Below are 18,328 nucleotides of genomic sequence, written 5' to 3'. Positions count from 1 at the left end.
TTTAGTTAATTGCAGGACAATTACAGTCGTAACGTTCCTTTTTACAAAATAAATTGATTCCCAGCGTAATTTGGTGATAACCACCTGTATCAAATTTCACATCGCCTGTAACTTGCGAATAAGTGTAGGCAAACATAAAATTTTTATAGTTTACACCAATGATCGGTGTAATATATTGCAGCTTTTGTGCAGCTACTCCACTTGTACTGCTGTATTGCGTACCATTAAAACTTTTTCGGTAAGACAAGGCAGCCCATAAACTTCCAAAGTCCATGTTTTTGTATGCTTTAAGATTTACATCAATAGATTTTTCTTTGGTTTTATCGAACACCTGAAACAATACCGAAGGTTCCCAGGTTACTTTACTTTTTTTTCCAAAAACATATCCTGCGCTTAACAGAAATTTTCTCAGATTATTACTCTCATATTCTGTATATAATTCTCTTCTAGTTTCCAGCAGTCCCTGAACCGTTGCATGAGCATAAAAATCAAGATAATTGTACGACGCTCCAATATCAACATTAAAGTACGAATCTTTTTGAATGGAACCGAAAACGATTGGATCAAAAGTACTTCCAAATTTAGTTTCATCCAATTGACTCTGAATCACTCCCCCACTAATACCAAATGACAACTGATTTAAATCAAATTCATCCCTTGAAAACATAATATGATGCGCATAGGTAAGTTTTATCCCTTTTTGAGAATGGTAACCGTTTTTATCATTAAAAACAATAATCCCGGCACCAGATCGTTCTCCTATCCTGCCATTAAAAGTCAAAGTTTGCAAAGATGGAGCATCTTCCTGACCAAACCATTGTTTTCTGGCGGTCAGCCTTATTTTGGCACAATTTGCCGCTCCTGCCATCGACGGATGAATCAAATAATAATTATCTGATAAATAATCAGAGTAAACCGGTATTCCTTCTTGTGAATAAGAATAGGCTGATGCAATTAGAAAAAACAATAAAACCCTGATTCTAAATTTCATAAAGACAATATTGACCGAATATATTTTACACTCTTCTAATTTAATACGATTAATTTGAAAAGAGTCTTAATTATTTTATTAAAAAATCAAATATAGGTATTAGTAGAAAATAACTTTAGTAAATTTGTGAAAAATTACAAATCATGACAAAAATCACCATAAAAGAAACTCAGAATCCTACGATATTAAAGTTCGAATTTGAGGATTTCATTACTCAGAATCAAAGTTTTGAATTCAAAAATATTGACGAAGCACAAGCATCTCCTTTAGCACAACAATTATTCTATTTACCGTTCGTAAAAACCGTTTATATTTCAGGAAACTTTATCGCAATCGAAAGATATAGTATTGTAGAATGGGACGATGTAAAAGACGCTGTTGCTGAACAAATTACATCATTTGTAGACAAGGGAGGCGTAATCATTAAAGTTGAAGAAACCCAAACCAAAAAACAACCTATTACGGTTTATGGAGAAACAACTCCAAATCCTGCAGCTCTAAAATTTGTGGTGAGCAGAATGCTGACCAGAAATGCTGTTGAGTATAAAAACATCGATCAGACTGCTTCTTCTCCATTAGCCAAAGAATTATTCAAATTTCCGTATGTGAAAGAAGTTTTTATTGATGAAAACTACATTTCGGTAACCAAATACGACATCAACGACTGGCAGGAAATTACTCTTGAAGTAAGAACTTTTATTAAGCAGTTTATTGAAAATGGAGGAACTGTTTTAGACGAAAGCCTTATTGAAGTAGCCACTAAAAATGATATTACAAAAGACGAAGCTTTTGATAAATTAGATGTTACCTCACAACAAATCATAAACATTCTAGAGGAGTATGTAAAACCTGCAGTTGCTGCTGATGGTGGAAATATTGCTTTTGACTCTTATAATGAAGAGGATAAAACAGTAAAGGTAATTCTACAAGGAGCTTGTAGTGGTTGCCCATCTTCTACTTTCACTTTAAAAAGTGGAATCGAAAATATGCTGAAAAGCATGTTAAACGATGAAGGGATTAAAGTAGAAGCTTTAAATGCTTAACTTTTTTATACGATAAAAAGAACAAAAAGCGTCTGCCAATGGTAGGCGCTTTTTTTATAAAAAAAACATATCTCACTTATTATCAACAAATTATTACTGTAAAAATGTTATAATTCTTTAAAAATAGTTAATATTGTATTCTAAACTAATCAATATCAAAACTATGGGATTATCTTCATTCTTTAAGAATTTGTTTGGCACAGCCAAAGATTCTGCTTCTGATTTGGCACACCAGGCCGAAACTACTTTTGAACAGGCCAAAGAAGCTGCTGCTCCTTATATTGATAAAGCAGAGACCTTTGCCGAAGAAACTTTCACAAAAGCCAAAGAAGCATCAGAGCCACTGATTGAAACGGCAACGGAGTATGCGCATCAGGCGAAAGACATTGTTAGCGAATATGTTGAGAAAGCGTCCGACTCTATAGGCGATGTAATCGATACCGTAAAAGAAAAAACAAGTGAACTTACCGGGGAAACCAAGACAATTGTTTCAGAAACTGTAGCCGATATCAGCGAAAAAGCAGCCACTAAAGCAGATGAAGTTATTGACAAAGCTCCTAAGAAGGAATAAAACTCCTTTTTCTTATACCGGGAAATATCTTTATATTTGCAAAACTAATATACCTTCTCTTTGGGAAGGTTTTTTTATTCTAAAAATATGTACAATTCAGAACAGATTAGCAATTATGCTACTAAATTTATTAACGTATTAATTGATTATTCTCCAAAATTAATCTCGGCATTCATCATTTTATTTGTCGGAATCTATGCCATCAGATTAATAAACAGAATCATTACAAAAATAATGGTGCAAAGAAATTTGGATCCTACTTTAACCCGATTCCTTTCTGACATCTTAATTTGGGCACTCCGAATTTTATTGTTTGTGACTTTTATTTCAAAACTAGGTATCGAAACTTCGTCATTTGTTGCCATATTAGGAGCCATGGGACTTGCGGTAGGTTTGTCTTTGCAAGGGTCACTTTCAAACTTTGCAGGAGGAATGCTAATTATTGTTTTCAAACCTTTCAAAGTTGGCGATACAATCGAAACCTCGGGTGGAATTATTGCGACAGTGGTAGAAATTCAGATTTTTGTAACCAAGATGTTAACAGCCAACAATCAAACAGTTTTTGTACCTAACGGGGCTTTATCAAACGGAACGATTATCAATTATTCGATGCAGGGGGAACGTAGAGCAGATCTTACTTTTGCCGTTTCTTATGATTCTGATATCAAAAAGGCAAAAGACATTCTGCTGAACGTTTTAAACAACAATCCGAAAGTGCTTAAAAAGCCTGCCGCAGAAGTTTTTGTTAAAAACCTAACAGCCAGTTCAGTAGAGTTCGCAGTACGTCCATGGGCAAAAAATGCTAATTACGGAGCTGTCTTTTCTGAGACTTTAGAAAATTGCAAAGCAGCTTTAGATGAAGCCGGAATTTCAGTTCAGCCGTATACACTTCAAAAATAAAAAGGTTTTAGCCTTTTTTTGATGGAGGCGCCATCATAAAATCTTTTAAATAGTAAGGTTCAAAATAAGCGACATCAACAGTGTCGCTTTTTTGATATTTATCATAACTGATTTTACTCATTGCAGCAGCAGAAGGATATCTGATCTCTTCTAAAAAAACAAAATTCGGCTGGGTTAAAACTGTTTTACATTTATCGGCGCAATCTCCCACAAAATAAACAGTCTCTGTATACTCTTTAAAAGAGTCTTCAGTAATAACTTCAGCCTGAATCGTTCTTTCTACTTTTAAATCCGCTGTAAACACTTCACTATAAACTTCCATTCTTCTGGCATCGAGCATCGGAATAATTTTTCCTTCGGCAACTTTGGCCTGTGACGCCAAGGTTTGTAAAGTATCAACCGCAATCAACGGAATGTTTAAAGCAAAACATAATCCTTTGGCTGCCGAAACACCAATGCGCAGGCCGGTATAAGAACCTGGTCCCTGACTCACAGCAACAGCCACCAAATCCTCAACTGCGATACCCGCTTCAGCAATTACTTCTTCGATAAAAACATGTAGTTTTTCGGCGTGCGAATAACCTTCTTCGGCTATTTCCCTGCATATAATTGTTTCTCCATTTTTAGCAATGGATACGGAGCAATTTTTAGTAGCTGTTTCAATATTGAGAATAAAAGACAATGTGTGTATTTTTAAAATTGATAGTAATATAAATTATTTCTTAGGAGCATCTGCTGTTTTAAGCTTTACTTTATCTCCAGAATTTAAATCTTTAGAAACGGTAGTATAGGGCCCTGTGATCACAACATCTCCCGATTTTAGTCCTGACATTACCTCGATATTAGTATCGTCCTGAATACCCGTTTTAATAACTCTTATTTTAGCCTTATCTCCTACTCTTACAAAAACACACTCAAACTTCTTATCGCTTTTCGGAGCTGCTTTTTTGTCTTCGTTCGGATCATCTACTTTAAAGTCTTTTACGGCAGTAGTATCTGATTTCACAACAACTGAACTAATAGGCACTGCCAAAACATTCTTTTTAGTTTTGGTAATAATATCGACTGTAGCGGTCATTCCGGGTCTGAAAGGTGAATAGGTATTGGGTTGTCCTTCCAGTAAGTCTTGATAAGATTCTTTCAGGATACGCACTTTCACTTTAAAGTTCGTCACCTGATCTGAAGTTAACGCTGTACTCGCAGAATTAGAAATACTAGTTACAGTACCTTTAAATTTCTTTTTTAAATAGGCATCAACTTCAACGTTTGCTTCATCGCCAATTTTTACTTTAACGATATCATTTTCGTTTACATCCACTTCTACTTCCATATTGTTAAGGTTCGCCACACGCAAAAGCTCTGTTCCTGCCATTTGCTGCGTTCCCAAAACACGCTCTCCCAATTCAACATTTAAAACTGAAATTGTTCCATCAGCAGGAGCATAAATTAAAGTACGTCCTAAATTGTCTCTGGCTTCTGTTACTGATGCCGAAGCGCTCTTAACATTATAATACGCATTTTGTTGGGTCGCCTTGGCTACTTCATAAGTCGAAATTGCTTTATCCCAATCCGATTTTGAGATTACTCCCTTTTCATATAGCGTTTTATTACGATCGTAACTTGCCTTTGCTTCTTTAAAACTAGCCTGGGACTGTGTTAAACCAGCCTTAGTACCAGACAAGTTAGCAACAGAACGTTCTAAACCTGAGGTATACAAATCAGGGTTTATTTTTACCAATAAATCTCCTTTTTTAACCACCTGACCTTCTTTTACGTTTAACGCAATAATTTCACCCGAAACCATTGACGATAATTTAACTTCTATCTCAGGTTGGATTTTACCCGTGGCAGAAACTGTTTCAACAATTGTTGAAGCTACTACTTTTGAAATTTCTACTTCTGTTCCTTCATCCTTATTCCCAATAACTCCTGCTTTCGAAAGACCAACTAAAACTGCTATAAGCACTACTGCGCCACCTACTAAAAGATAAATCGTTTTTTTAGACATAATAAATTATTTTGTAACAATTGGAACAATTGGAATTCCAAAGTAGAATTCTAATATTTTTATTTTAAATATGTAATCGTATTTTGTTCGGATCACATCGGACTGCGCATTTGTTAACAATGTTTGTGCCTGAGTAAAATCAAAAGAATTCATTAAACCTACATCATACTTTTCTTTCGCATAGTTATAGGCCTGCTGTCTTGCTTCTAATGTTACGGTAGACGATTCGTAAGTATTTAAAGCTCCTTTCGCATTTGTAAAAGCTGTATAAACATTACGTTGCAAATCTAAACTTTTTTGCTCTAAATCTATTTTAGATTTTTCTAAACTTACTTTACTGCGCTCTACATTATTTCGAATTGAAAAACCATTAAAAATTGGCACATCTAAACGAAAACCAAAATTATGTCCTTTATTATCACTGAACTGTTTAAATATCGGATCCGGCCCTACAGAATAGGGTTTATTATTTTCATCCAGTCTGGTTCGGTCACTGTAACTCGCTCTGGTATCGAATCCATAGAATCCTCTTAATGTTGGCTGATAAGCTCCTTTTGCAATAGTAACACTTTTCTGTGCAATTTCAAGATTGGTTTGCGCCAGTTTTAGTTCAGTTCTTGTTTCTTTTGCTTTGTTGTAAATCTCATCCGGAGTTTGAGCCATAATGTTATTTTCATCTTTTGCGTTAGTATCATCTACCACATCAAAATCTGTAAATTCTTTTAGTTGTAAAAGTTGGGCCAAACTCAATTTTGAGATTAAGAAATTATTTTCTGAAACGGTGATATTTTGTTTATCAGTTGCCACAGTTGCTTTTAAATCAAACAAATCACCTCTGGGAATAGTCCCGGCATTAACCATTTCTTCAGAACGTGCCAAACGTTTTTCATCAATGGTTAGCTGTTCTTGTTTTATTTTTAAATCTTCTTTATTCGAAAGGATCTGAAGGAAGGCATTGGCCACATTCAGTGAAATATCTTCCTGAATTTTCAGCAATTGATATTGTGAAGCTATGATGGCAAGTTTTGTTCTTCTATACGTATTTTGAATTTGCAAACCTTTATAAATATCAACTCCCGCACTTAAACCTACAGAAGAGTACTGTGTCGTTTGATTACGCAAAAGACCGGTTGTAAGATCCTGATTCAAACCAATGTTCCAGGAATGTGATGCATTACCACTTACTGACGGAAGATAACTTCCAAAGGCAGCCCTTTTGTCAATCGCTGCATTTTGAACATCCAGTTCTGACAACTTTATCGTAATATTATTTTCTAATGCATAACGAACACATTCTTCCAAGGTCCATTTCTTTGCCTGCGCCTGGCCAGATAAGCCAAACCCAAATAACATCGCAAAAACCAGACTATTATATTTATTTATTTTCATATATTTTGAATGAAAGCATAGTAACCCTACTACGCAAATTTAACATTTTTTTAAAAACCAAAAACTCTTTATTTGTCCCAATTATTTCTTTTCTGTTTCAGTAATCAATCCCTGATTCCAGATTTTAATTTTATCCGAAGCTTTAATTCCGCTTTTCACCTGAACATAAATTCCGTCACTAACTCCTAAAACCAAATCTTTTCTTTGAAATTTTTGAGGAGTAGTTTCAATCTCAACATATGGCTTTTGCGTTTTTTTATCAAATTGCACCAATGATTCTTTGATTGCTAAAACTTTATCTGCTTTTTCTAAGATAATCGAAGCATTAGCACTTAAACCTGCTCTGATAAAAGTCGCATCTCTATTCTCTAAAGCCGCTTTAATTTCAAACTGGATTGCTCCGTTTTCCACAACTCCCTTAGGAGCTATATCGGTCAGAACTGCATCAAACTTCTTGTTTTCGATAGCTCCAACTGTGATCTCAATTGGCATTCTTTCTTTGATCTTTCCTACTTCAGATTCATCAATTTTTCCAATGAAAATCATTCTTCCTACATCTGCAACACTTGCAATAGTAGTTCCTTCATTAAAATTATTACTTTCAATAACCTGATTTCCTACTTTAACCGGAACCGCCAATACCATTCCATTTACCGTTGAACGAATTAAAGTGTTGGCATAATTTCCTAGTGATGTTGTTGTTCCTGTTTTTACAATATCCAAACTTTGTTTGGCAGCAAGATAGTTTTGTTTTGCCTGTTTGTATGCCAATTGTGCAGCATCAAAATCGTTTGCAGAAATTACATCTTTGTCAAATAATGTTTTTTGTCTTTGGTAAATTTTCTCCTGATTGTCTAAAGCAATTTTACTTGTCTGTACCTGATTTTGGGTACTACTAACATTAGAAACATTGGCTACAACTCTGATTTTTGCGATCATATCGCCTGCCTTAATTTTCTCTCCCGCTTTGATATACACTTCTTCGATAATACCTGAGATGTTTGGTTTGATTAAGACCTCTTCATTAGGCTGAATATTACCCGTTGCAATTGTATTCTTCACGATCGTTTTAATCTCTGCTTTCTCCGTTTTAAAAACAATCGGAGATTCTTGGTTCTTAGCGTACAAGTAATATAGTGCGCCAAAAAAAACTATAGCAATAAAGATTAAAATGGTTACGGTTACTCCTTTTTTCATTGTGTTTTCAGTTTAATTCGATTATATTCTGATTGATAATTTATTCTGTTCGCAAAGCATCTACCGGCTTTACATTAATTGCGGTCTGTGCCGGAATAAATCCCGCTAGCAAACCAGATCCTACTAATATGATCAAAGCCACAAATACAACTCCTAAATCGACGCTTGGATTAGCAAACATCATATTGCTTTCCGGAGGCATCGAATCTAAAACCATGTTTAGAATTGCTATAATTCCGGTTGCCACTGCAATACCCAGCATACCTGAAATGATCGTCAAAAATATAGATTCAGCTAAAATTTGCCCTCGAATAGCAGCAGGGGTAGCCCCTAAAGCCCGGCGAATACCTATTTCTTTGGTACGTTCTTTAACTACAATAAGCATAATATTTGAAATACCAATTACTCCCGAAATCAAAACCAATGTTCCCACAAAATAAGCAATGATTTTCAAGATATTAAACAAACTTTGCACTTTATTAAACTGCTCGTACAAATCAAAATTACCTACAGCACGCTCATCTGTAGGATTTACAGAATGAAGTGCTTTAATGATTTCCAGAATTTTTGGCTTTAAATCGGTAATCGAAGTTTCATCTTTTGCAGTAAGTGCCATCCAGCCAACTTTATCCCCATAATTAAAGGCTTGTTGAAAAGTGGTAAACGGAATAAATATATTTTTCTGTTCCTGTTCTGCATTTCCTCCTTGTTGTTTTGAATTATAAACTCCGACAACCATAAAATTGATTCCGTTGATTTTCACATATGTCCCAATTGCTTCCTCTCCTTTTCCATAAAGCTCACTGATAACACCTTTACCAATTACTGCAACTTTTCGTCTCTCAAGAATATCCTGTTGATTAACAAATCGTCCTTTGATAATATCCATCGGTTGCTGTTTGATCAACTCCGGGTAATCCCCGTAAATGGTAAATGCCGAAGTTTTTGTACCGCGAACCACATTATTACTCCCGTTAAAATCCCCCAGCTGATTTCGTGGTGACACATATAACAAATCCGGCAAGGCTGCTTTTAAAGCACCAACATCACTATTTCTAAAATCATAACGACGTGTTTTAGGCAAACCTTTGTAAGCTTTTGATGTTGTTTGACTCCACATAAACATGGTATTTGTCGCAATTCCGTCAAAATCTTTTTTCACACCATTCTCCAAACCATTTCCAGCTGCCAGTAAAATGACCAAAATAAAGATCCCCCAGAACACCCCAAAAGCAGTTAGAATCGTTCTGAAAACGTTGGCCGTCAAAGCCTGTAAAATCTCGTCCCAATTATCTTTTTTAAACATAATTATTCGTCTCTAAGTGCTACAATAGGTTTAATTTTGGCTGCTCGGTATGCTGGGAAAAATCCCGCCATAGCACCGGCAAATACAAGCAAAGCAAGCGTGGTTAAAGCTACACTAAAATCGACTTCAGGATCTCTAAAATACTCACTTTGTACCATTGGCCCCACAAATTCCAGTAAAGCCAAGCTGGCCAATAAACCAACAAAACCAGCAATAGTGGTTATGAAAATAGATTCATGAAGTATCATCGAAATGATTGAAAACGGAGAAGCTCCAAGTGCTTTTCGTATTCCGATTTCCTTTGTTCTTTCCTTTACAATAATCAACATGATATTACTTACCCCAACAACTCCGGCAATGATGGTACAAATACCTACCCACCAGAAGAATAATCGTATGTATAAATTTAAATCATAAAATTGCTTTGCATCTTTCACTGAATTGTAGACACCAACTCCACTATCGTCATTGGGAGCGATTACATTTTTACTTTTTAAAAGGTTCTTTAAATCTTGTGTAAATTTTTCAGACTGCGCCAAAGCTTCATCGTAATCATTCGTTTTCTTTAAAGTAAAAAACAGGTTACTAATTTTATCCCCACCACCATACGCTCTCTGAACTGTCGTTTTTGGCAGGTAAGCTCTGGTTTCTTCTCTTTCTCCTCCCGGATCAGTAAAGACTCCTACTACTTTAAAATTAATATTGTTAATCGCGATCTCTTTCCCCAGAGCATCTTTGTCTTTAAACAAATCTGTTTTGAGTTTCATCCCAATACAGGCTACTTTTTCATTATTGGCTAAATCACTACTGTTTATGTATCGTCCCTGAACAACAGTAAGATTCTCTATTCCTGAATAATCCGGATCTACTCCTCTGTATTGATAACTTCCGGATTCTTTACCATAGGTAAATGTCCCACCCCAATAATTTTGCGTTGCCGCCTTCAACTCCAGTTTATCATTAAATTTCTGAACAGACTGAGAATAATCACTGTTTCTAAACTGAATTTGTCTTCCCGGATTTAAACCTTTGTACTCTTTTGTTGTGGTTCCTGACCAAACTTCAATAATTCCGGCAGCATCACGCTCGAATTGCTTCTCAATTCCGTTCTGAAGCCCTTTACCCGCTCCAAGCAAAATCACTAAAATAAAAATCCCTGACGCTACAGAAACTCCGGTAAGAAACGTTCTTAATCGATTTTTAGAGATTGCCTCAAATATTTCCTGCCAACGCTCAATATTAAACATAAGATGAAGCTCTAACTTGTTCTACCTTTTTATCATCGATAATTAATCCGTCTTTCAGGACCACATTTCTTTTGCACATTGCGGCAATATCAGGTTCATGAGTTACAATAAGGATCGTTTTTCCTTCATCGTTAATTCCCTGAATCAATTCCATAACTTCATAGGACGTTTTGGTATCCAAAGCTCCCGTGGGCTCATCCGCCAATAAAACTTTTGGATTTGAAGCCAAAGCTCTGGCAATAGCAACACGTTGTTTCTGACCTCCGGAAAGCTCATTAGGTAAATGGTGAGAATGTGAACCTAGCCCAACTTTCTCCAAATATTTCATCGCAATGTCATAACGCTCTTTTCTTTTGATTCCCTGATAATACAAAGGCATTGCAACATTATCGAGAGCCGTTTTATAGTTGATTAGATTGAAAGATTGAAATACAAATCCCAAAAACTTATTACGATATTTAGACGCTATTGTTTCGTTTAATTTCTTAATAGGCGTTTTATCTAAAATATAACTACCAGAATCGGCCTCATCCAGAATTCCTAATATATTTAAAAGTGTTGATTTTCCGGACCCTGATGATCCCATAATTGCAACCAACTCACCTTCTTCAATATTAAAATTAATTCCTTTTAACACATGCAACTCCGAATTGCCCATTTTATAGGACTTGTGCAAATCTTTGATCTCGATCATGGTGATATTTGTTAAATTTTAAAACAATAATAACATTTTTCTTAACCTTTTTATGGTAAGAAAACGTTAATAATTGGCCTGTGTTCTTGGAATAAGACTCGCTTTCTTGCTAATTGTTACACATTTTCACTATAATATAATTGTTTTCTTAATTTTGTCAGACTTAAAAAAATCTTAACGATGAAGTTTTCTTCCATTATCTCTTTATTCTCACTAGTTGCAGCACTTACAAGCTGCTCTACAGCTCAAAAACTGGAAACCTTAAAACCGGAACCGGATGATGCAAGTCCGTTAGTTTATGAAGCAAACCCTTCCTTTATCAATTTGCCCATCACGGTAAAGCTTACCGACATTGAAAATCAAACAAACTCCCTTCTAAATGGATTGATTTACGAAGACAATACGATCGACGATGACGATATCGAGATGAAAATCTGGAAGCAAGCCCCCATAAGAATCCAAAATGATCCCGCAAGCCCGGACAAAAAGATAAAAACAATTTTGCCACTAAAAGCGACAATTAAATATCGTATTGGCACCAAGAAGTTAGGCGTTGACTTATACGATACCAGGGAGTTCAACCTCAATGGCGTTATTACCCTTTCTAGTGAAGTGGCATTGACGAACTGGAAATTAAATACAAAAACAGAGTTTAAATCTTTAGACTGGAGCGAAAGTCCAACCATGCTAATCTTTGGAAAAAGCATGCCTATTACTTATCTCGTAAATCCAGCGATTTCTATTTTTAAATCTAAGATTGAAAAGAAAATTGATGAAGCCATCGAGAAATCCATGGATTTTAAACCAAATGTTTTAGCGGCATTAGAAAAGATATGCACGCCATTTCAACTAAGTGACACATATGAAAGCTGGCTCAGAATTGTTCCCGTAGAAGTTTATTCAACAAATGCCAAACTAAAAAACGATCAGTTTGTGCTGGATATGGGAATGAAATGTAATATGGAAACTATAGTAGGCAAACAACCCGAATCTAAATTCAGCGTCAACAAAATTGTATTAAAACCTGTCGCTAAAATCCCAAATCAGATTTCGGCAAACATAGCAGCCATATCTACTTATATCGATGCCTCAAAAATTATGACAAAGAATTTTGCCGGCCAGGAGTTTGGTTCCGGCACTAAAAAAGTGACGGTAAAAAATGTATCGATCTGGCATAAAAACGGAAAGATGGTAATTGCACTTGATGTTTTAGGATCGATAAACGGAACTCTTTATTTAAACGGATTCCCTCAATACAATCCTCAGACGAAAGAAATTTACTTTGAAAAACTCGACTATGTTTTAGATACAAAAAGCAAATTAATGCGTACGGCAAGCTGGCTAGGACAAGGCTTTATTTTAAGAAAAATGGAAGCAAGCTGCCGTTATTCAATACAACCCAATTTAGAGGAGGGCAAAAAAAACATGGCTGCCTATCTTAAAAACTATTCTCCAATGCCGGGTGTTTTTGTCAATGGAAAAATGGAAGATATTCAGTTTGATAAAATTCAACTGACCAATCAAGCCATTATTGCTTTTATCAAAATAAACGGAACGGTGAATGTATCGGTTAACGGATTAAAATAATAGTCAAATAAAATGTGTCAATTAGACAATTCGATAATTAACTAATTGACACATTATCTAATTATCGAATTGTCTAATTGTCTGACTTTTTCTTTTTTGACTGGTACATTCTGTAAATCAAAACACCTATTACGGCCACCAGTAAATACGGGATAACCATTAAATAAACAATTCCATTGTTTACTGCTTCCGCTTTTTTGATATTCGAATCTCCTGCAAGCGCTGCACGACACATTGCGCATTGGGCATTTACACTAAGAGAAAAGAAAATAGACAAAAGAACATAGAAGTATTTGGTTGAAAAAAAATTCACTACTCTACTTTTATTTGCCCTTCTATTTTCTGTATTCTTTATTCTATTTTCCATTTTAAGCATAATAAGGAGAAATCATTAGGTAAACTATAACACCTGTAACCGCAACATACAACCAAAGCGGAAAGGTTATTTTAGCAATTCTTTTATGTCTGTCAAAACGCTTTGAAAGTGCCCTAACATAAGTAACCAAAACGAAAGGGATAATTACAACTGATAAAACGATATGTGTAAGTAAAATAAAAACATACAAATATCTAACAGCACCGACTTTTGCTTTTTCAACCGCATCAACAATCCCATCATGATTTAAGTCGCCTAATTTAGTAGAATCAGCCGTCATATGATATGCAACATACATCACCAAAAAAGCCAAAGACAAAGCAATTGCCGAAGTCATTAATCGTTCATGAAGTTTTTGCTTTCCATTTTTAATTGCAATAACTCCCAAAACCAAAGCAATTGCTGTTAAACCATTCGTAGTAGCATATATTGGCGGCAAAAACGATAGAGGCTCAACATTGATTCCAAAATCTTTTAATTTAATTACAAATAAAATACCCACTACAACTGGTATTAAGATTGAAACCGCAATAATGTATTTATTGTATTTTTTTTCTAATGAATGATCTTCCATTTCTATTCTTCTAATAATATCTTAATATCTTCCTGTATGTCTCTAACGCCTTTTTTATCTAATCCGTCATAATAGATGTTTGGATTTCCAAATTCATCTTTTCTGCAACGGATATTTCCGTCTTTATCAATTAAAGCGAACAGGCCAGAATGTTCAAAACCACCGCTTACTTTTTCATTCTCTCCGGCATACAAATTAAAGCCTTTGTTAGACAGTTCCATGATAGTCGTTTTATCTCCCGTTAAGAAATTCCAGGTAGATGATTTTACTCCTAACAACTTCGCATGTTCTTTTAAAACTTGCGGTGTATCGTGTTTTGGATCGATTGTAATGGATACGATTCCGAAATTTGGATTTCCGAAGAACGTTTTCTCAATTTCCAACATGCTCAAATTCATTTTAGGGCATATTGACGGACAGGTTGTAAAGAAAAACTCCAAAACATACACTTTCCCTTTATAAGTCTCATTCGAAACTTTACTATTGTCCTGATTGGTTAATTCGAATTTTGGAGCAGGTCCAATCTTCATTAATTTACCATCAGACTTTGATGTTTTCGCTCCAACATTGTCCAAACGATTTCCTTTTACAATCTCACCATTTTTAACTCTGTCAACGATTTTAGGAACGGCATAAATTCCAAATATTAAAATGATAAATGAAATACCGATATATGATTTATTTTTAAACATAATAAAAGGATTAAAGTTGCTTAGTTGCGTTGTGGTTCTTTTTTAGAGCAGCACGATATTCATATAAAATGATTTTAAAGTCATCCAGCATCTCATTACTTAGCTCCGAAGGATGAAAAGTGTCATACCCTTCTTTATACTCAGCTGCATCTTTTCTTCCTCTTAGATTTCGTTCTTTGTCGATAATATAAACATTTGGAGTTCCAAGATTCTGATCTAATTTTCCTTTTAAATGCAACTGCTCGTAAAATGATCGAATTTCCTGAGGTGAAGCAAAAACAAAATTCCAGCCTTTCACATCCGTAAACGGCTTAAGAGCATCTAATACCTTCTGTGCATCAGCTTCTGTTCCTAACGGGCAAAGCACTACAAACTGAAGATCTTCAAAACCATTGTAACGTTTGTAGATTTTTTCGTTTAAGTTAAAATAATTCCCTCGATTACTTAAAATCTCAGATCCTGAAAACCCCAAAACCGTGATCTTTTTATCTAATGAAACTCTCTTACCGCTGAGGGATTTCCAATTACCAAAATCAGTAATTTTAGGCGTTATAACGGGAAGCGTAGTGAAGCTGTTAACACCGGAAGCAAAAAACAAATAGGCTACAATTGGCAAAACAAAAAGTACAAAGAGAACTATATTTTTTTTCATTATATGTGCAGAAGTTATTGAGGTACAAAAATAAAAAAAGCTCCGTTAAACGGAGCCTCTTTTCGAATTAATATCATGTTAAAAATTCCATTTAATAGTAGAATCTTTAAAAACCCCATAAATATAATGTCCTTCTGTCAATAGAATAAACAATAAATATAAAACTAGGAAAATAACTGGTGCTACAACAGACCATCTAAGACTGCTTTTTTCACCTTCCATGTGCATAAATGCCCATACTATATAATATGCTTTGAATATTGTCAGAATATAAAATATCCAGTTCAACAAATTCAAACCTACAAAATGATTAAACTCTAATACTCCAGGTTTGTAAATACCAAGGATAACTTCTACTGTAGTTACTACTGATAGTAATGCAAAAACAAACCAGATTCTTTTTGTATTTGATACGTGCTCGTGTGACATAATAATTAAAATCTAAAATTAAACTAAGTAGAAAACTGTAAATACAAATACCCAAACTAAATCGACAAAGTGCCAGTATAAACCAACTTTCTCTACCATTTCGTAGCTTCTTCTTTTTTCATAAGTACCCAGTAATACATTAAAGAAAATAATGATATTAATGATAACTCCTGAAAATACGTGAAATCCGTGGAATCCTGTGATGAAGAAAAAGAAATCAGCAAATAATTTATTTCCGTATTCGTTTCTAATCAAATTAGCACCTTCTACAACATATTTAGCGCTTGCTAAACGAGCTTCAGATTCTTCTCTTGATAAAACTGTTTTTTTCTTTTTATCCGTTAGTTGTTCTGTTCTGATCAAAACTTCCGGATGAGCTTTAAAACCTGCCTGAATTTCTGCAACTGTATAGGTTGGTTGTGCCTGAGCATCTTCCATAAACCAAGTTGAATGACTTCTTGTTAAAGCTTCTCTTTGTTCCGGTAATTTAACTGCAAAATCAGCAAGAGCAACTCTTTTACCATCTTTATCAACAAACTGCAATAAACTTCCGCCCGCTGTTTCTACTGCTCCGTACTCACCTTTAATGAAGTTTTTCCATTCCCAGGCTTGAGAACCCACGAAAATAAAACCTCCAATAATCGTTAAGAACATGTAAATTGCAACTTTTGTTTTTTTCAATTGGTGACCTGCGTCAACAGCCAAAACCATTGTTACAGATGAGAAAATCAAAATAAAAGTCATTAAGGCCACATAATACATTGGTGCCGCAACGCCATGCATAAATGGAAAGTGAGTAAACACTTCATCAGCCAAAGGCCAGGTTTCAATAAATTTAAATCTAGAAAAGCCATAAGCGGCAAGGAATCCAGAGAATGTTAAGGCATCCGATACGATAAAAAACCACATCATCATTTTACCATAACTTGATCCTAGTGGCTGAATCTCATGACCGCCTCCCCAAGTTTTTTCGTCGTTGTTTGCAGTAGTAACTGTCGCTCCCATAAAAGATATTCGTTAAAAAGTTCCCAAATTTACGTTTTTTTCTTATTTAAAGAAATATAAAAATAAAAATAAATACAACCATAATAAATCCAAAAAGTGCCAATACATCGCACCTAGTTCTATACCAAGAGTTTGAGTCGAATTGTATTTTTGTTTAAAATGATTATAAATTATAATTAAAAGTGAAATTAACCCTCCGGCCAAGTGTAACAAGTGTGTCACGGTTACTACATACAAAAATGTTGTAGTAATTGAACTACCTTCTCCAGTGAAATAATACCCGCTTTCTACGATTTGTCCGAAACCTGCAAATTGCAGCACAACGAATAAAATCCCCAAAGCCAAAGTTCCCAAAAGCAATGCCGTAGTAGCGCTTCTATTGTCTTTCTGAATAGCTTTTTTAGCCAGGTAAAAAGTGACACTGCATGCTATAATAACTGCCGTACTGTAATAAAATGCTGTTGGCAATTCAAAGTTTTTCAACCAGTCAGCTCTCGATTTACTTACTACAAAAGCACTTGTAAGTCCGGCAAACATCATGGTCATACTTACCATTGCGAATAACAGGATAAGTTTCGCCGATTTGGCTTTCCTTAGCTTTTCTTCACCAGCCGTTTCTGTTTTTGTTATTGTCATTTCCATAACTATCTTAAAAATTTATCTACTATAAATACGATTTGCAGCAACGATATATACGAAACACTTACAAGCATTAAGGTTCTCGCAGCTTTTGCCGTTCTTAACTGATACAAACGCACCGCGTAAAACAACATCCACAATCCTAACAAAAACACTAAAATTGCTGCTATTGGTGTAATAAATAATTGCCCTGTATACCCCAAAACCGGCAGTAACGAAGCAATAATTAACCAAACTGTATATAAAATAATCTGCAAAGCAGTTCCTTTATCTTTTTTTCCGGTTGGCAGCATAAAGATCCCAGCCTTCTCATAGTCTTCATACAAAAACCATCCAATAGCCCAAAAATGAGGAAATTGCCAAAAAAACTGAATCAAAAACAACGTTCCGGCTTCGATCCCAAATTCCCCTGTAGCAGCAACCCATCCTAACATGAAAGGAATTGCCCCGGGAAAAGCACCCACAAAAACAGATAACGAGGTTACCGTTTTCAAAGGGGTATAAATACTGGTATATAAAAATATAGAGATCGCAGCGAACATTGCTGACTTCGCATTTATGGTGTAAAGCAAAGCAATACCCACAATAGTAAGCAAACTCGCTACAAACAAAGCCATTTTCGGAGACATGCGCCCTGAGGGAACCGGACGATTTTTAGTTCGGTCCATTAAAGCATCGATATCTTTTTCGATCACCTGATTGAAAGCATTTGAAGCTCCAACCATGCAATAACCTCCAATTGCCAAAACTGCCAAAACACTCCATTTAAAAGGATGTTCCTCATTAACTCCCAATAAATATCCGGCAACAGAAGAGAACAATACACTGATCGCCAAACCAGCTTTAGTAATCTCTTTGAAATCGGTAAATATTGATTTTATTGAAAATGTATTTTTAGTAGCGTTCAATACGGTAATTGTTTGTATGTTTTTTTTGAGTGGTGCAAATGTACAAATTAGATTGTAGAATCCAGACCTATAAAATTAGATTTTTTTCAATAAAACCTTTACAAAATAAGGACTTGCAAA

The 18,328-nt window shown here is 35.1% G+C and carries 20 protein-coding genes; 4 read left to right on the top strand and 16 right to left on the bottom strand.

Annotation, left to right across the window (positions count from 1 at the left end; translation table 11 throughout):
- Position 1: 1 nt before the first annotated feature.
- Positions 2-991 carry a PorP/SprF family type IX secretion system membrane protein gene (locus OGZ34_RS08185; RefSeq protein ID WP_263362706.1) on the bottom strand — a complete coding sequence of 330 codons (990 nt, stop codon included), beginning with the start codon at positions 989-991 and terminating at the stop codon, positions 2-4.
- A gap of 143 nt (positions 992-1,134) precedes the next feature.
- Between OGZ34_RS08185 and OGZ34_RS08180 the strand changes: the two genes are divergently transcribed.
- From OGZ34_RS08180 to OGZ34_RS08170, 3 genes are all read left to right on the top strand, one after another.
- The gene (locus tag OGZ34_RS08180) at positions 1,135-2,034 is read left to right on the top strand and encodes a NifU family protein (RefSeq protein WP_263362705.1); all 900 of its coding nucleotides are present in this window, start codon (positions 1,135-1,137) and stop codon (positions 2,032-2,034) included.
- Positions 2,035-2,197: 163 nt separating this feature from the next.
- The gene (locus OGZ34_RS08175) at positions 2,198-2,605 is read left to right on the top strand and encodes a YtxH domain-containing protein (protein WP_263362704.1); all 408 of its coding nucleotides are present in this window, start codon (positions 2,198-2,200) and stop codon (positions 2,603-2,605) included.
- An 87-nt stretch (positions 2,606-2,692) separates the two neighbouring features.
- Complete coding sequence (locus OGZ34_RS08170; RefSeq protein ID WP_173965437.1) at positions 2,693-3,505, top strand: mechanosensitive ion channel family protein; 813 nt, start codon at positions 2,693-2,695, stop codon at positions 3,503-3,505.
- Positions 3,506-3,512: 7 nt separating this feature from the next.
- On the opposite strand, the gene tsaB is transcribed toward OGZ34_RS08170, so the two are convergent.
- From tsaB to OGZ34_RS08135, 7 genes are all read right to left on the bottom strand, one after another.
- Positions 3,513-4,187 (bottom strand): tRNA (adenosine(37)-N6)-threonylcarbamoyltransferase complex dimerization subunit type 1 TsaB, encoded by a 675-nt coding sequence (gene tsaB / locus OGZ34_RS08165; protein WP_263362703.1) that lies wholly within the window; start codon positions 4,185-4,187, stop codon positions 3,513-3,515.
- A gap of 33 nt (positions 4,188-4,220) precedes the next feature.
- Entirely contained in the window at positions 4,221-5,513 is a 1,293-nt protein-coding gene (locus OGZ34_RS08160) for an efflux RND transporter periplasmic adaptor subunit (RefSeq protein ID WP_263362702.1), read from the bottom strand.
- A gap of 6 nt (positions 5,514-5,519) precedes the next feature.
- Positions 5,520-6,902 (bottom strand): TolC family protein, encoded by a 1,383-nt coding sequence (locus OGZ34_RS08155; protein ID WP_173965434.1) that lies wholly within the window; start codon positions 6,900-6,902, stop codon positions 5,520-5,522.
- Between the two features lie 81 nt (positions 6,903-6,983).
- Positions 6,984-8,099, bottom strand: coding sequence for an efflux RND transporter periplasmic adaptor subunit (locus tag OGZ34_RS08150; RefSeq protein WP_263362701.1), 1,116 nt, complete (start codon positions 8,097-8,099; stop codon positions 6,984-6,986).
- 40 nt (positions 8,100-8,139) lie between these two features.
- Entirely contained in the window at positions 8,140-9,405 is a 1,266-nt protein-coding gene (locus tag OGZ34_RS08145; protein ID WP_263362700.1) for an ABC transporter permease, read from the bottom strand.
- A gap of 2 nt (positions 9,406-9,407) precedes the next feature.
- Positions 9,408-10,652, bottom strand: coding sequence for an ABC transporter permease (locus OGZ34_RS08140; protein WP_173965431.1), 1,245 nt, complete (start codon positions 10,650-10,652; stop codon positions 9,408-9,410).
- Positions 10,645-11,346: an ABC transporter ATP-binding protein gene (locus tag OGZ34_RS08135; protein ID WP_173965430.1), complete on the bottom strand. Its 702-nt coding sequence runs from the start codon at positions 11,344-11,346 to the stop codon at positions 10,645-10,647. The genes OGZ34_RS08140 and OGZ34_RS08135 overlap by 8 nt, the downstream gene beginning before the upstream one ends.
- A 180-nt stretch (positions 11,347-11,526) precedes the next feature.
- Here OGZ34_RS08135 and OGZ34_RS08130 point away from each other — a divergent pair, with 180 nt between their 5' ends.
- Positions 11,527-12,933 carry a DUF4403 family protein gene (locus tag OGZ34_RS08130; protein ID WP_173965429.1) on the top strand — a complete coding sequence of 469 codons (1,407 nt, stop codon included), beginning with the start codon at positions 11,527-11,529 and terminating at the stop codon, positions 12,931-12,933.
- A 73-nt stretch (positions 12,934-13,006) separates the two neighbouring features.
- Here the strand turns inward: OGZ34_RS08130 and OGZ34_RS08125 are convergent, their stop codons facing one another.
- The 8 genes from OGZ34_RS08125 to cyoE form a co-directional block, all read right to left on the bottom strand.
- Complete coding sequence (locus OGZ34_RS08125; RefSeq protein WP_173965428.1) at positions 13,007-13,309, bottom strand: hypothetical protein; 303 nt, start codon at positions 13,307-13,309, stop codon at positions 13,007-13,009.
- Positions 13,302-13,883 carry a DUF420 domain-containing protein gene (locus OGZ34_RS08120; protein WP_173965427.1) on the bottom strand — a complete coding sequence of 194 codons (582 nt, stop codon included), beginning with the start codon at positions 13,881-13,883 and terminating at the stop codon, positions 13,302-13,304. The genes OGZ34_RS08125 and OGZ34_RS08120 overlap by 8 nt, the downstream gene beginning before the upstream one ends.
- A gap of 2 nt (positions 13,884-13,885) precedes the next feature.
- Positions 13,886-14,575 (bottom strand): SCO family protein, encoded by a 690-nt coding sequence (locus OGZ34_RS08115; RefSeq protein WP_173965426.1) that lies wholly within the window; start codon positions 14,573-14,575, stop codon positions 13,886-13,888.
- A 10-nt stretch (positions 14,576-14,585) separates the two neighbouring features.
- Positions 14,586-15,227 carry a hypothetical protein gene (locus tag OGZ34_RS08110; RefSeq protein ID WP_263362699.1) on the bottom strand — a complete coding sequence of 214 codons (642 nt, stop codon included), beginning with the start codon at positions 15,225-15,227 and terminating at the stop codon, positions 14,586-14,588.
- 78 nt (positions 15,228-15,305) lie between these two features.
- Positions 15,306-15,656, bottom strand: a complete 351-nt coding sequence (locus tag OGZ34_RS08105) for a cytochrome C oxidase subunit IV family protein (RefSeq protein WP_173965424.1) — start codon at positions 15,654-15,656, stop codon at positions 15,306-15,308.
- Between the two features lie 18 nt (positions 15,657-15,674).
- The gene (locus OGZ34_RS08100) at positions 15,675-16,661 is read right to left on the bottom strand and encodes a cytochrome c oxidase subunit 3 (protein ID WP_173965423.1); all 987 of its coding nucleotides are present in this window, start codon (positions 16,659-16,661) and stop codon (positions 15,675-15,677) included.
- 42 nt (positions 16,662-16,703) lie between these two features.
- Positions 16,704-17,303: a cytochrome c oxidase subunit 3 gene (locus OGZ34_RS08095; RefSeq protein ID WP_173965422.1), complete on the bottom strand. Its 600-nt coding sequence runs from the start codon at positions 17,301-17,303 to the stop codon at positions 16,704-16,706.
- A 2-nt stretch (positions 17,304-17,305) separates the two neighbouring features.
- Positions 17,306-18,208 (bottom strand): heme o synthase, encoded by a 903-nt coding sequence (gene cyoE / locus OGZ34_RS08090; RefSeq protein ID WP_263362698.1) that lies wholly within the window; start codon positions 18,206-18,208, stop codon positions 17,306-17,308.
- Positions 18,209-18,328 lie beyond the last annotated feature (120 nt).

This window comes from Flavobacterium collinsii (genome assembly GCF_946903285.1).
GTDB lineage: Bacteria > Bacteroidota > Bacteroidia > Flavobacteriales > Flavobacteriaceae > Flavobacterium > Flavobacterium collinsii.
Note: the sequence above shows the minus strand (reverse complement) of the source record. Positions and strands in the feature narration are given on the sequence as shown.